12 protein-coding genes are annotated in these 13072 nt (G+C 52.9%); 11 read left to right on the forward strand and 1 reads right to left on the reverse strand.

Annotated elements, in window-relative coordinates; translation table 11 throughout:
• Window positions 1–9 precede the first annotated feature (9 nt).
• The 8 genes from ACFQ1Z_RS13235 to ACFQ1Z_RS13270 all read left to right on the forward strand — a co-directional run bounded on the left by ACFQ1Z_RS13235 (window position 10) and on the right by ACFQ1Z_RS13270 (window position 7108).
• Window positions 10–939, forward strand: coding sequence for a PP2C family protein-serine/threonine phosphatase (locus ACFQ1Z_RS13235; protein ID WP_379058428.1), 930 nt, complete (start codon window positions 10–12; stop codon window positions 937–939).
• 3 nt (window positions 940–942) lie between these two features.
• On the forward strand, window positions 943–1662 hold the full coding sequence (rph, locus tag ACFQ1Z_RS13240; RefSeq protein ID WP_379058431.1) for a ribonuclease PH: 720 nt from the start codon (window positions 943–945) through the stop codon (window positions 1660–1662).
• A 1-nt stretch (window position 1663) separates the two neighbouring features.
• Entirely contained in the window at window positions 1664–2284 is a 621-nt protein-coding gene (gene rdgB, locus ACFQ1Z_RS13245; protein WP_379058434.1) for an RdgB/HAM1 family non-canonical purine NTP pyrophosphatase, read from the forward strand.
• Between the two features lie 26 nt (window positions 2285–2310).
• Complete coding sequence (locus tag ACFQ1Z_RS13250; protein ID WP_379058436.1) at window positions 2311–2526, forward strand: hypothetical protein; 216 nt, start codon at window positions 2311–2313, stop codon at window positions 2524–2526.
• A gap of 14 nt (window positions 2527–2540) precedes the next feature.
• The gene (gene recQ, locus ACFQ1Z_RS13255) at window positions 2541–4361 is read left to right on the forward strand and encodes a DNA helicase RecQ (RefSeq protein WP_379058439.1); all 1821 of its coding nucleotides are present in this window, start codon (window positions 2541–2543) and stop codon (window positions 4359–4361) included.
• Window positions 4362–4461: 100 nt separating this feature from the next.
• The gene (locus ACFQ1Z_RS13260) at window positions 4462–4935 is read left to right on the forward strand and encodes a hypothetical protein (RefSeq protein ID WP_379058441.1); all 474 of its coding nucleotides are present in this window, start codon (window positions 4462–4464) and stop codon (window positions 4933–4935) included.
• Between the two features lie 40 nt (window positions 4936–4975).
• The gene (locus tag ACFQ1Z_RS13265) at window positions 4976–5284 is read left to right on the forward strand and encodes an XRE family transcriptional regulator (RefSeq protein WP_379058444.1); all 309 of its coding nucleotides are present in this window, start codon (window positions 4976–4978) and stop codon (window positions 5282–5284) included.
• 165 nt (window positions 5285–5449) lie between these two features.
• The gene (locus ACFQ1Z_RS13270; protein WP_379058447.1) at window positions 5450–7108 is read left to right on the forward strand and encodes a rhomboid family intramembrane serine protease; all 1659 of its coding nucleotides are present in this window, start codon (window positions 5450–5452) and stop codon (window positions 7106–7108) included.
• A gap of 7 nt (window positions 7109–7115) precedes the next feature.
• Here ACFQ1Z_RS13270 and ACFQ1Z_RS13275 read toward each other — a convergent pair whose 3' ends face one another.
• A complete protein-coding gene (locus ACFQ1Z_RS13275) occupies window positions 7116–7697 on the reverse strand; it encodes an arylesterase (RefSeq protein ID WP_379058450.1) in 582 nt (193 codons plus the stop codon).
• 65 nt (window positions 7698–7762) lie between these two features.
• Here ACFQ1Z_RS13275 and ACFQ1Z_RS13280 point away from each other — a divergent pair, with 65 nt between their 5' ends.
• Genes ACFQ1Z_RS13280 through hemW form a run of 3 tightly spaced genes read left to right on the forward strand, consistent with a single transcriptional unit; the run spans window position 7763 to window position 12230 of the window.
• Window positions 7763–8470 carry an ABC transporter ATP-binding protein gene (locus tag ACFQ1Z_RS13280; protein WP_379058453.1) on the forward strand — a complete coding sequence of 236 codons (708 nt, stop codon included), beginning with the start codon at window positions 7763–7765 and terminating at the stop codon, window positions 8468–8470.
• Window positions 8470–10980 (forward strand): ABC transporter permease, encoded by a 2511-nt coding sequence (locus ACFQ1Z_RS13285; protein ID WP_379058456.1) that lies wholly within the window; start codon window positions 8470–8472, stop codon window positions 10978–10980. The genes ACFQ1Z_RS13280 and ACFQ1Z_RS13285 overlap by 1 nt, the downstream gene beginning before the upstream one ends.
• A gap of 38 nt (window positions 10981–11018) precedes the next feature.
• Window positions 11019–12230: a radical SAM family heme chaperone HemW gene (gene hemW, locus ACFQ1Z_RS13290; RefSeq protein WP_379058459.1), complete on the forward strand. Its 1212-nt coding sequence runs from the start codon at window positions 11019–11021 to the stop codon at window positions 12228–12230.
• Window positions 12231–13072 lie beyond the last annotated feature (842 nt).

Here is a 13072-nt window from a genome sequence, read left to right on the forward strand (position 1 = left end):
CCTGATGCCATGAAGTTTTCTATCGCGCAAGGCAGCCGTCAGGGGCCGCGTCCGTATAATCAGGACCGGCTGGCCTATTCATACCACAGGCATGCCATCTTGATGGTGCTGGCCGATGGTATGGGCGGGCATCAACACGGCGATGTGGCGGCAGAGATTGCAGTCAAGACTATGGTAGAGGCTTTCCAGCGCGAATCCGGCCCCATGATCGCGCACCCGGCGCAGTTTTTGCGCGAGCAGATCGCCCAGGTGCATGACGTGATTGAAAATGTGCGCGTGCGTAAAAAGCTATCTGAATCGCCACGCACCACCATAGTAGTGGCATTGATTCAGCACAATAAACTGTTTTGTGCGCACGTAGGTGATTCGCGTCTGTATCTGTACCGCAACGGGCTGGAAGAATTCCAGACCCAAGACCACTCAGTGGTGCAGTCCTTATTGCGTGAAGGCCGCATCACTGCCGAGCAGATAGAGCGCCACCCGCATCGCAACAAAATCTATAATTGCCTGGGCGGGGACAAACCGCCACAGGTAGAACTGGCAGACCCAATGCCGCTCAGCGAGGGCGATGTCATTCTGTTATGTTCGGATGGCGTTTGGAATACTATGCCTGCCATCACCATGGCGCAGCATATGCTGGCTGCCAATATGCAGGATGGCGTCACGCGCCTGCTCGATGATGCCGATGCCGCCAGTATCACCGTGGGCGATAACATGAGCGCCATCGCCATGCAGTGGGGCGAACGCAACACCGCGCCGCTGGCCGTCTCCACCCTGGATCTGCCGGACGATGGGGCCACCACCATGCTCAACCAGGCCGGCGCCATGCCCAACCCGCATGCGCTGGATCTGACTGATGACGAAATTGAAAAGGCGATCGCCGATATACAGGACGCGCTGGGCAGAACCCGGCAACATATTAAAAAAGAGGAATTTTAAAGCATGACCAGACCGAGCGAACGTGCCAACGACCAGTTGCGCAATATTGAAATCATACGCAGCTACACCAAACATGCCGAAGGCTCGGTATTGGTGAAATTTGGCGATACCCACGTCATCTGCACCGCCAGCATTGAAGAAAAAGTACCTGGTTTTCTCAAAGGCAAAAACCAGGGCTGGGTGACTGCCGAATACGGCATGCTGCCGCGTTCTACCGGTTCGCGCATGGACAGGGAAGCCGCGCGCGGCAAGCAGACCGGGCGCACCCAGGAGATACAGCGCCTGATAGGCCGCAGCCTGCGCGCGGTGATCGATATGCAAAAGCTGGGCGAGCGTACCATCCATTTTGACTGTGACGTCATCCAGGCCGATGGCGGCACCCGCACGGCCAGCATCACCGGTGCCTATGTCGCCATGGTCGACGCCGTGAATACCCTGTTGCAAAAAGGCCTGCTCAGCGTCAGCCCGATCAAAGACTCGGTAGGCGCGATCTCAGTCGGTGTTTATCAGGGTGTGCCGGTGCTGGATCTGGATTATATTGAAGACTCCGACTGTGATACCGACATGAACGTAGTCATGACCGGTAGCGGTGGTTTTGTCGAGATCCAGGGCACTGCCGAAGGCGAGCCTTTCAGCCGTGACGCCATGAACCAGATGCTGGACCTGGCGGCCAAAGGCATTGCCGAGCTGTCCAAATTGCAACAGCAGGCATTAGCAAAATAACATGGCATCAGCGTTCAATAAACTGGTCATCGCCTCAGGCAACAAAGGCAAGATCCGCGAGATCGCGCATGTACTGGCGCCCTTGAATATAGAGATTGTGTCGCAATCTGAGTTCAATGTACCTGAGTGCCCGGAGCCGTTTCTAACCTTTGTTGAAAATGCACTGGCCAAAGCGCGGCATGCCAGCCAGCATACCGGTTTACCAGCGCTGGCGGATGATTCCGGTTTATGCGTGCATGCCTTGCAAGGCGCGCCTGGTGTGATTTCGGCGCGTTATGCGGGCCCCATCCCGGCTAACAGTCTGCTCACGCAAGATGAACGCAACAACGATAAATTACTCACAGTGATGTCACGCGAAAGTGACCGCCGTGCCTATTTTTACAGTGTGCTGGTGCTGGTGCGCTCGCCGCACGACCCGCAGCCTATCATCGCCGACGGCGTATGGCTGGGTGAGATCTTGCGCGAGTTCCGTGGCTCTGAAGGGTTTGGCTATGACCCATTGTTTATGGATCTGGAAACACGCAAGACCGTGGCTGAACTACCGCTGGAACTGAAAAGCAAAATGAGCCATAGAGGCCAGGCCTTGGTAAAATTGCTGCAAGCGTTACAAAACAGCCAGTGAAAAACAGCAGGTGAAAGAGCAAGCATATGACAAATGAGTGGCCCAAATGGGTGCGTGACGATGGTTCGGTGGTTTCGTGCACCGAAAAAGTCAAAGTCATGTCTGAAAACTTTGATGAACTCAAACAGATCGCCCAGGACGCCCTGGAAGATGGTTTGCTGATGGAAGTCAGCGAACAGCAGATGCGCGAAGCACTTCACCAGTTAGTTGAGCAGCTGATCAATCCCTACAACAAGATTTAGGCTAGCTATTTAAAATGGCAAGCCTCTCACCCCAGCAAATCCTCCACGACGTATTCGGTTACAACCAGTTTCGCCACCAGCAGCAAGCCATTGTTGAACATGTGATAGGCGGCCAGGATGCGCTGGTGCTGATGCCCACCGGCGGCGGCAAGTCGCTGTGTTATCAGATCCCCGCCCTGGCCCGCGATGGGCTGGCCATCGTGGTTTCACCGCTGATCGCCCTGATGCAGGACCAGGTGGAAGCCTTGCAACAGCTAGGCGTCAATGCCGCCTTTCTGAATTCCAGTTTAAGCGCCGAAGATAATGCGCGCATCACCCGCGAAGTCGTCAGTGGTGAAATCAAATTACTTTACGTCGCCCCCGAGCGCCTGATGGTAGGCAGCTTTTTAAGTCTGCTCGATGAAGTGCAGCAGCACACCGGCCTCGCCCTGTTTGCCATTGATGAAGCGCATTGCGTGTCGCAATGGGGGCATGATTTCCGGCCGGAATATCGCCAGCTCACCGTGCTGCACAACCGCTTTCCCGATGTGCCGCGCATCGCGCTCACCGCCACGGCCGATGCCCCGACGCGGGCCGAGATCATCAGCCAGCTCAACCTCGAAAACGCCCGCCAGTTCGTCTCCAGTTTTGACCGGCCTAATATCCGCTACCACGTTGGCATTAAAAACAACGCGCGCCAGCAACTGCAGGCATTTCTGGAGCGTGAACACGCTAACGATGCCGGCATCATTTACTGCCTGTCGCGCAAAAAAGTCGAAGAAACCGCAGCCTGGCTGGTCGAAAAGGGCTGGTCGGCCCTGCCTTATCATGCCGGTTTGCCCGCGCAATTACGCGAGGTGCACCAGCGCCGTTTTCTGCGCGAAGAAGGCATCATCATGGTGGCGACCATCGCTTTTGGCATGGGCATAGACAAACCCAACGTGCGCTTTGTCGCCCATTTAGACCTGCCAAAAAGTATGGAAGGCTATTACCAGGAAACCGGTCGCGCCGGCCGCGATGGCCTGCCAGCCAACGCCTGGATGGTATACGGCATGGGCGATGTCGTCTCCATGCGGCAGATGCTGGATAGCGGAGAAGCCTCAGAAGAACGCAAACGGCTGGAACGCCTGAAACTGGACGCCTTGCTAGGCTACTGCGAATCCACCGCCTGCCGCCATCAGAGCATATTGCGCTACTTCGGCGAAAGCCACCCCGGTGCCTGTGAGCAATGCGATAACTGCCTGCACCCGGTAGAAACCTGGCAAGCCACCCAGGTCGCGCAGATGGCACTTTCCTGCGTGTTCCGTACCGGGCAGAGATTCGGCGTCGGCCATCTGATCGATGTGCTCACCGGCAAAGTCACCGCGCAAGTCGAACGCTTTAATCACGATAAAGTCAGCACTTTCGGCATAGGCAAGACCCTTAATCAATCGCAGTGGAGCGGCGTCTATCGCCAGTTGATCGCTGCCGGATTGCTCGAAGCAGATATGGCGGCCTACGGCGGCTTAAAACTGACCGAAGCTGCCAGGCCAGTACTCAAAGGTGAGCAAGAAGTCTGGTTACGCCGCGACCCCGAACCGGAAAAACGCATGAGCAAAGCCGAACGCAGCTCACGTGCCAAAGAAGCATTCGCCGGTGCCAACGATGACCCGCTCTGGCAAGCACTTAAAGCTAAGCGGCTGGAACTGGCGAGAGAGCAGGGCGTACCACCGTATGTGATCTTTCACGATAGTACGCTACTGGAAATTCACAATCGCAAGCCGCAGACCCTGGATGAGATGGGGCAGATCAGCGGTATAGGACAGGCGAAACTGCAGAAATACGGGGATGCGTTTTTGTTAATACTTGAGAGATAATTTAAAATATTTCTTTATTCTGAGATGCTTACAAAAACAACAAAGAAATATTTTTAATGCAATAGAATTCATAATCACTAATTACAAGGTGAATGTCTATATGTCTTTATCTCCCGAAGAATCAGATATGCAGCCTCATACTCAAAAGGAGTATGAACAATATTTGCGAGCAATCAAAGGACCGCCAGTAATGGTCATTTTGAGAACGCATCTGCTTACCGAATATTATTTGGAGCGAGCTTTAAGAGCTGGTCTTAGGAGAGGGGATAAGTTGGTTGATTCAGCGACTCTTAGTTACTCTCAAAAGCTTGCAGTTGTCGAGGCGATTGATAAATTTCCTGACCATGTTATTTCCTCACTGCGAAATTTAAATAAAATAAGAAATCGATGTGCTCATGAATTCGAGCGACAAGTATCTGTTTCTGATATCGATTTAATAGGAGGTCCGTATGGTAAAGAATATACGGCTTTTAAAAAACGATTCCCAAAAAGTGTGAGGGCACTGTTAAATCATGTTGTGGGAACGATCACTGCAGCAATGAGTGGATGTGTTGAAGCACTTGAAGAGCAATAAGACTGATAGCTGTTTAATTTGCTTAATGAAGGATTGATCGATGGCAAAAAACTTTAATACGCTGAAAGCTTTGCTCACTCCCGAAGCACAAGAAAAAGTGGCTCAAATGGCAGAACAAATGTTGCAAGAAATGCCTTTGCTAGAACTACGTCAGGCACGGGGTCTTTCGCAAAAAATGATGGCGGATGCTTTAAATATTCAACAGCCGGCGGTGGCCAAAATCGAAAAGCGCACTGATATGTATTTATCAACTCTGCGTAACCATATTCAGGCTATGGGTGGTGAACTTGAGATTGTGGCAAGGTTTCCAGAGGGTTCGGTCAAGATTCAGAACTTTTCGGATCTGTAATTGATTGGAATGCCGTTCTGACCCAGCCAATTGCATGGCAGAGATGGTTAGAAGACGGTTTATGTAAGTACTTGTACTTTTTTGTAAGCAAAAGTGTGCGGCTGATGTGCAGCACATCGTTGTTTGGTGATATCGTATCGTGCAATTCACAGTCAAATAAAAACTATGCAAAACGAGACGCCAACACAAATAACAACGAGTCAGTTTTATGCTTCTGCTGATAGCCCATTAGCAAAATCACGTAAACAAATGCGCTGGGCTTTTCTTTTGCCATTCGCGCTGATTCTTATTCATCCAGACCTTACTACGCTAGTGATAGTGGTCTCTGTAGTCTTGCCAATATGGTTGTTCATCGAGTATTTCTTTAAACGCCCGCTGCGCATGGATATGCCAGTGTTGGGTATCTCCGAGCGTGATATTTATTCGCCTTTATTTCAGGGGGAGAAAAAAACTTACTCTTGGACAGAGATCAAAACGGTTTCCCAATCTTCCGCGCAAAACATGCCTATGCTGCAACTTGAACTTGCGGGCGAAGCCGGGCGGTGGCCATGGCAGAAGTCTGGCAAAAAAATCATATTGTCATTGGGTATGTTCACCGAAGCTGATCGCTTGCAGGTCATACAGTTATGTTTGCAACACCATGCGAAGGCGCTGGGTGTGACTAGCAACAGCTTACCTTTGAGTCAGGAGCTGGAATTAGACCAGACTTTCACCCAGGACTTTGACGCTCTGATGAAATACCCGTGGTTAACTTACAGCCTGATCGCCGCGAATGTATGCATTTGGCTAGCAATGGCTATAAAAAGTGGCAGCTTCATGGTTAGCGATGTAGAGCAGCTTTATCACTTGGGTGGATTGTCCACGGCGGCAGTCCAGCAAGGTGAATGGTGGCGGATGTTGGCGGCGACATTCTTGCATGGCGGTCTGATCCATCTGCTCATGAATATGGTTGGATTGTATTCCGCAGGTGTGATGGTTGAGCGGATTTATGGTCGCGGACAATTCGCTATCATTTATCTTGGTGCGGCTTTGACCGGTAGCGCCATGAGTATGCACTTCGCAGCACAAGAGGTGATTTCAGTAGGTGCTTCGGGAGCGATTTTTGGGGTAGCGGGTGCTTTCCTGGTTGCCGTATTACAACACCGCGACAAATTGCCGGCAAGCTTTAGCAAACAAACCATACATGGTGTCGGGTATTTTATTCTTTACGCGTTGGCGCAAGGTTTCGCTAAAGATGGCATCGATAATGGTGCGCACATTGGTGGCCTGATTGGCGGCATGGTCGCTGCATATGTGTTGCCGGAAAAGTTTGATCTGGAGCACTATCTGCGCTCGGTAAAACCGCTTGCCACAGTCACCATCTGCCTGATGCTGGCACTCACTACCATAACAGCTTACACAGCAAGAAATGCGGCGACAGACCCTGGCAAAATTATACTGAATGAACATCTATTGAAAGCAGCTTATATAAAATATTTTGACCAGATGCGTTTGCTGGATCAAGAATATAAGGCACAACAGGCTAATCAATTGACTGAGTTGGAAATCGACCAGCGCGGTCGTACAGTGCATGCACCGGTTTTTGAAAAAATCGCTGAAGATTTGGCAGAGATACATCTTAAAGAAAATGATAAGCGTGAGCCTTTGGTGCAGGATATTAAAACCTCGGCTGCGGTGATAGCCGAACTGTTGGCGATGGCGTCTACCCCGGATGCGCAGACTGGAAAACTCGAAGCAGCTGATCCAGTACGCGCTGCGCAACTGGAAGCTATATTCAAAGAAACCAACCAGCGCATCATGCTAAAGCTCACACAAAAGAAATAGCTGCTGTTTATCTCGGCTTGCTGTTGGCTAACAATGGCTGCACCGTCGGCCACACATTCTCCAGTATCTTGCGCTGCGCATTCACATTCGGGTGCAGCCCGTCTTCCAGCACCAGGTCACTATGACCGCTGATACCATCCAGAAAAAACGGTATGAATGGTGTTTTGTATTTTTCCGATAAATCCAGGTAAACCGCCTTAAAGCCATTGGTGTACTTGGGGCCATAATTAGGTGGAATGAACATACCTAATAAAACGACTTGCGCATTTACTTGCTGGCTGGCGAGTATCATTTTTTCGAGGTTATTCTTCATGGCGTCCAGCGGCAAGCCGCGCAGACCGTCGTTTGCGCCTAGTTCTATGACGACGATGCTGGGTTTAAACTGTTTGAGTGCTGCAGGTAATCTACTCAGTCCGCCGGCAGTTGTTTCACCACTGACGCTGGCGTTGGCAACTTCGTAGGGCAATTGCTTGTCTTTCACTCGTTGTGCCAGCAGACTGACCCAGCCTTGTGCCTGGGGAATACGGTAAGCGGCTGATAAGCTATCGCCAAAAACCAGTATGGTCGGTTTGGATGCAGACTCTGCCATGACTAAATTGTTAAACAATAAACCAGGTAACACGACTAATATTTTTAGAAATCGGAACGTCATTAATGCAAAGCCCTTATGCTGTTGAAGCGCTGTCTTTAAGTAAATCTGTTGTAAGCAATGATACAACAATCCCCATTTTGACCAATTTGAATCTTGCGGTAGCCAAGGGTGAGAGGCTGGCGATCATCGGGAGTTCCGGCTCTGGTAAATCTACTTTGCTAGGCCTGCTGGCGGGGTTGGATACCGCGAGTAGCGGAAAAGTGCTGATAGCCGGCCAGGATATCGGCCAGCTGGATGAAGATGGGCGCGCGGCAGTACGCGCGCAGCATATGGGGTTTGTATTCCAGTCGTTTCAATTGCTGGGTTCACTGACCGCGCTGGAGAATGTGATGCTGCCTTTGCAACTGGCAGGCCGTCGTGATGCACAGGCAGTGGCGGTAGCGGCGCTGGCAAGTGTAGGTCTGGCAGCACGCGCCACGCACTACCCAAAACAGTTGTCTGGCGGCGAGCAGCAGCGGGTGGCGATAGCCCGCGCATTTGCAGCCCAGCCTTCTATACTATTTGCTGATGAGCCTACCGGTAATCTGGATGTCGCCACCGGTGAATCTATCATTAAGTTGCTATTTGATTTAAACGCGCAGAGCGGCACTACGCTGGTGCTGGTCACGCATGATATGAACCTGGCCAGGCGCTGCCAGCGGGTGCTGAATCTGCAGAATGGCGTGCTCAGTGAGATCACGATTGCCGATTTCCAGGCAGGAGTACATTAATGCTGGCGCTATCTATTGCCTGGCGCCAGTTGCGCAGCCTGTGGTCTGCTGGCGAAATCAGGGTATTGCTGTTTGCGCTGATACTGGCGGTGACGGCGACTACCTCGGTCAGTTTTTTCACTGACCGTATCAAGGCCAGCATGCAGACCCAGGGCAATGTGCTGCTGGGGGCGGATCTGGTGGTGAACTCTGACCATGCCATCCCCGCAGATTATCTGGCAGAAGCACAACGCCGGGGCTACCAGACCACGCAGGCGTTGGAGTTTTCCAGCATGGTGCTGAAAGACGAGACCAGCGAGCTGGCCGAAATCAAGGCGGTAGCAGCCGGTTTTCCATTACGTGGTCATCTGACTATAAGCAAACAATCCGCGACCAGCGCCATAGCCGAGCCACAGTCTGCACAGATCCCGGCCAAAGGCACGGTGTGGATAGAGCCGCGCCTCGCACAAAAACTCGCGCTGCAGATAGGGGATGAAATCAGCCTGGGTGAAAGCCAGTTGCTGGTTGCAGCATTTGTATTGCAGGAGCCTTCGCGTGGTGGCGACATGTTCAGCATTGCGCCGCGGGTGTTGATGAATAGCAGCGATGTGGCTGCCACCGGCCTGCTGCAGTTTGGCAGCCGCGTGAAATACCAGTTGCTGGTCGCCAGCGACAACAATACACAAGCGCAGGCGTTAGAAAATTTTGCCGAATGGCTGCAACCGCAACTTGCACGCGGTGAACGCGTAGACGATATCCGCAGTGCCCGCCCTGAAATGCGCAATGCGCTGGATAAGGCGCAACAGTTCCTGGGTATCGCTTCTATGGTCGGCGTGATCCTGGCGATGGTGGCCATGTTGCTGGCGAGCATTCCCTATGTGCAGAAAAGCCTGGATGCGTATGCGCTGATGCGCTGTTTTGGCGCGAGCAAAAAACTGATCACGCAGATACTGCTCTACCAGACCTTGCTGCTGGCTTTGCTCGGTAGTGTGGTCGGTTGCGTGCTGGGTTTTGCCGCGCAATATGGCCTGGCTATTCTGGCCGGACGCCTGTTTCTGGAGACCCTGCCAGCCCCGGGCTGGATGCCGGTGTTTCTGGGCCTGGCGACCGGCTTTGCCACCCTGCTCACCGTGGTATGGCCGCAGCTGTTGCGCCTGCGCGCCGTGCCGGCATTACGCATCTTGCGCCAGGACCTAGAAGGTGATGTGCGTATGAATGTGTTGTTGTTTATCCCGGCATTTGTCGTGCTGGCCGGGCTGGTTTTCTGGCATGCCGGTGATATCAAGCTAGCCGCTATCGTATTCGCCGCACTGCTGGCATTGGTGGCGGTGGCGGGTCTGCTGGCGTGGGCCGGGTTGCGGGTGACGCAATCGTTCTCGGTGCAAAATTTCGGCATCATCAAACTTGGCCTGATGGGTTTAAGACGCCGTCCCATCCTGACCATCGCGCAGGTAGTGGGCCTGAGCATGGGTTTAATGGCGGTATTGCTGCTGGCGTTTGTGCGTAACGACCTGCTTAAAAGCTGGCAAAGCTCGTTACCGGCCGATGCGCCTAACCGGTTTGTGATCAATATCCAGGCAGACCAGATCCCCGCGATTAATGATTTACTGACCGCGCATGCCATCCAGCATGCCGATATTTTCCCCATGGTGCGTGCGCGGCTCCAAGCGGTGAATGGCAAGCCTATCAATAGCGATGATTACAAGGATGACCGCGCCAAGCGCCTGGCCGAGCGCGAATTTAATTTATCGTGGGCGGCGCAGATGCAGGCCGATAACGAGCTGGTCGCCGGCCAGTGGTGGCGTGATGACGATGCAGGTAAACCGTTGTTGTCTTTAGAGCAAGGCCTGGCAGAGACGCTTAATTTAAAAGTGGGTGATCAACTTGCCTACGATGTGGCCGGCAGCCAACTTAAGCTGACCATCACCAGCTTGCGCAAGGTGGATTGGAACAGCATGCACGTCAACTTTTTTGCAGTGACGCCGCCCAAAGTGCTGGATAACTACGCCGCCAATTACCTCACCAGCTTTCACCTGCCTGCCGGCAAAGATGCAGTGCTGAACCAGTTGGTTAGGCAGTTCCCCAATCTGACCATTATCAATGTGGCTGCGGTGATGGAGCAGCTACAAGGCCTGCTCAGCAAAATGAGCTACGCGATTGAGTTTGTGTTTGGCTTTAGCCTGCTGGCCGGGGTGGCCGTGCTGTATGCGGCATTGATGGCCACCCGCGAAGAACGCGTGCGTGAAAGCACCTTGATGCGCGTGCTGGGCGCTTCTAAAAAGCAAGTGCTGCTGTCCATGCTGGTCGAGTTCTTATGTATAGGCATACTCGCCAGTGTAGTCGCCAATATTTTTACTAATATCGCCGCCTATTACCTGGCCGGTTTCATACTCAATATCGAGTACCAGTTTAATGCCTGGTTCACGCTGCAGGCCTTGCTGGCAGCCATAGTGCTGGTGCCGTTTGCGGCATGGCTGGTTGCGCGCAAGCAGTTTGATCAGCCACCCAGGGTGCTGCTGCAAAGCATATAAGCGGGTGCTGCTTAACGGTTACGCGGTAAAATACACGCATGATCCCGATTTACCCTGCCAATACCCTGAGTGACGCGCCCTTGCAGGGCGACGTCACCCTGAGCGGCCTCACCAACCCGCCACCGCTTTCGCTGTATATCCATATCCCCTGGTGTGTGCGTAAATGCCCTTATTGCGACTTTAACTCCCACGAAGCCCGCCAGGAGATCCCGGAAGCCGCCTATGTAGATGCGCTGATCGCCGACCTGGAACTTGCCACGCCGCTGGTCTGGGGCCGCAAGATCCGCAGCGTGTTTTTTGGTGGCGGCACGCCCAGTATTTTTTCCGCCGAGGCGATCGATAAGATACTGAGCCATGTGCGCATGCTGACGCCGCTGGAATATGGCGCCGAAGTGACGCTGGAAGCCAACCCCGGCACCGTCGATACCGCCAACTTCAAGGGTTATCACGCCGCGGGGGTCAATCGGGTCTCGCTGGGCATACAGAGTTTTCAGCCGCAATACCTCAAAGCGCTGGGCCGTATCCATGACCGCGAACAGGCGCTGACGGCGGCCGAGCTGGCGCTGAATACCTTTGACAGAGTCAACCTGGATGTGATGTACGCACTGCCTGAGCAGAGCCTGGAACATGCCTTGCAAGATGCCGAAACCGCCTGTCTGTTAAAACCGGCGCACCTGTCGTTTTATCACCTGACGCTGGAACCCAACACCCCGTTTCATCGCACACCGCCCAGTCTGCCCGATGACGATACCAGCGCCACCATGCAAGAAGAGATAGAAAAGATACTGGCAACTAACGGATACCAGCATTACGAAACCTCAGCTTTCGCGCAACCCGGCCAGCAATGTCAGCACAACCTCAATTACTGGACCTTTGGCGATTATCTGGGCATAGGCGCAGGCGCGCATTCCAAGCTGAGTTTTCACGACAAGATCATACGCCAGAGCCGGCATAAGCATCCCAAGAAATACCTTGAAGCGATCAAGCAGGGCCAGGGGGTGGATAGTGAGTGGCAGATAGGGCGTGAGGACCTGGCGTTTGAATTTATGATGAATGCGTTAAGGTTGGTGGATGGTGTGGAAGCCAACTTGTTTCAGCAGCGGACGGGTTTGCCGTTGCGGGTGATCCAGGCGCAGATGGAAGAGGCGCAGCGAAAGGGATTGCTGGAGCAGGTGGGGGGAGTGATTAAACCTACATTGCTGGGGCAGAGGTTTTTGAATAGTTTGTTGGAGATGTTTTTACCGGAATAGGCGGGGAGGTTTAGTGGATGCATAATTGCATCTGCTGGAAGTTCTAATCGGTATTTCTTTGGATGATTTAACCGTTCTTTTTCGCCCCTAGGCGAGTGTCTTTTCTTTGCGTGCCCAAAGAAAAGACACCAAAAGAAAGGGCACCCTAGCATCCGCTTGTTTCCTGCGTTGCTCGTCAAAATAAGCGGTCGCGAAACTCGCCCTAGCGGCCTGCACAATACGCAGGCCACCGCGGAGCTCAGACAGTCGCTCCCTTTCTCCTTATTTTGCCTGCGCTACTCGGCGCGTCAGATAGGGGACCCGGAAAGACACTACGCGGTTATTTAGGTGGGACTTCTCATATCGTATCTCGCTCTACCAGCGCAATAAAAACCAAAGCAAAGCAAAAGCAAATCAGCAAGATGGTTGGCGGGTTGGTTTTAGATTACACAGGCGCTTAGCGCCCTCGGCCCATTGAGTTCTACGATTGTTTCATCGTGGTGGTTTTTAAACGGGCCCCTATCTGACGCGCCGAGTAGCGCAGTCAGCGTGGGAGGTGTCGGCCAGCGTCTGTTCGAGTTCCGCGGTGGCTTGCGTTTTGTGCAAGCCGCTAGGGCGAGTTTCGTTGGACGCCCACGTTGACGAGCAACGCAGGAAACAAGCGGAAGCTAGGGTGCATTTCTTTTGGTTACGTTTTCTTTGGGCAAGCAAAGAAAAGTAACTCGCCTAGAGGCGAAATAAAGCGCTAAAACAGAACACAGAACTATCCAAAGAAATACCGATTAGAACTTCACAGAAAGAGCGTACTTCATCACTGTCACCAATCAAACCTTGCGCCTAGCCCAGCTCGCTGCCCGCGCCAA

Source organism: Methylophilus luteus (genome assembly GCF_042676265.1).
Classification (GTDB): domain Bacteria; phylum Pseudomonadota; class Gammaproteobacteria; order Burkholderiales; family Methylophilaceae; genus Methylophilus; species Methylophilus luteus.

Coding starts and splice junctions, on each gene's coding strand:
- recQ (WP_379058439.1), top strand. CDS start 2,541: ATGGCAAGCCTCTCACCCCAGCAAATCCTCCACGACGTATTCGGTTAC.
- ACFQ1Z_RS13280 (WP_379058453.1), top strand. CDS start 7,763: ATGCAAAGCCCTTATGCTGTTGAAGCGCTGTCTTTAAGTAAATCTGTT.
- ACFQ1Z_RS13250 (WP_379058436.1), top strand. CDS start 2,311: ATGACAAATGAGTGGCCCAAATGGGTGCGTGACGATGGTTCGGTGGTT.
- ACFQ1Z_RS13285 (WP_379058456.1), top strand. CDS start 8,470: ATGCTGGCGCTATCTATTGCCTGGCGCCAGTTGCGCAGCCTGTGGTCT.
- ACFQ1Z_RS13235 (WP_379058428.1), top strand. CDS start 10: ATGAAGTTTTCTATCGCGCAAGGCAGCCGTCAGGGGCCGCGTCCGTAT.
- hemW (WP_379058459.1), top strand. CDS start 11,019: ATGATCCCGATTTACCCTGCCAATACCCTGAGTGACGCGCCCTTGCAG.
- ACFQ1Z_RS13275 (WP_379058450.1), bottom strand. CDS start 7,697: ATGGCAGAGTCTGCATCCAAACCGACCATACTGGTTTTTGGCGATAGC.
- ACFQ1Z_RS13260 (WP_379058441.1), top strand. CDS start 4,462: ATGTCTTTATCTCCCGAAGAATCAGATATGCAGCCTCATACTCAAAAG.
- rdgB (WP_379058434.1), top strand. CDS start 1,664: ATGGCATCAGCGTTCAATAAACTGGTCATCGCCTCAGGCAACAAAGGC.
- rph (WP_379058431.1), top strand. CDS start 943: ATGACCAGACCGAGCGAACGTGCCAACGACCAGTTGCGCAATATTGAA.
- ACFQ1Z_RS13265 (WP_379058444.1), top strand. CDS start 4,976: ATGGCAAAAAACTTTAATACGCTGAAAGCTTTGCTCACTCCCGAAGCA.
- ACFQ1Z_RS13270 (WP_379058447.1), top strand. CDS start 5,450: ATGCAAAACGAGACGCCAACACAAATAACAACGAGTCAGTTTTATGCT.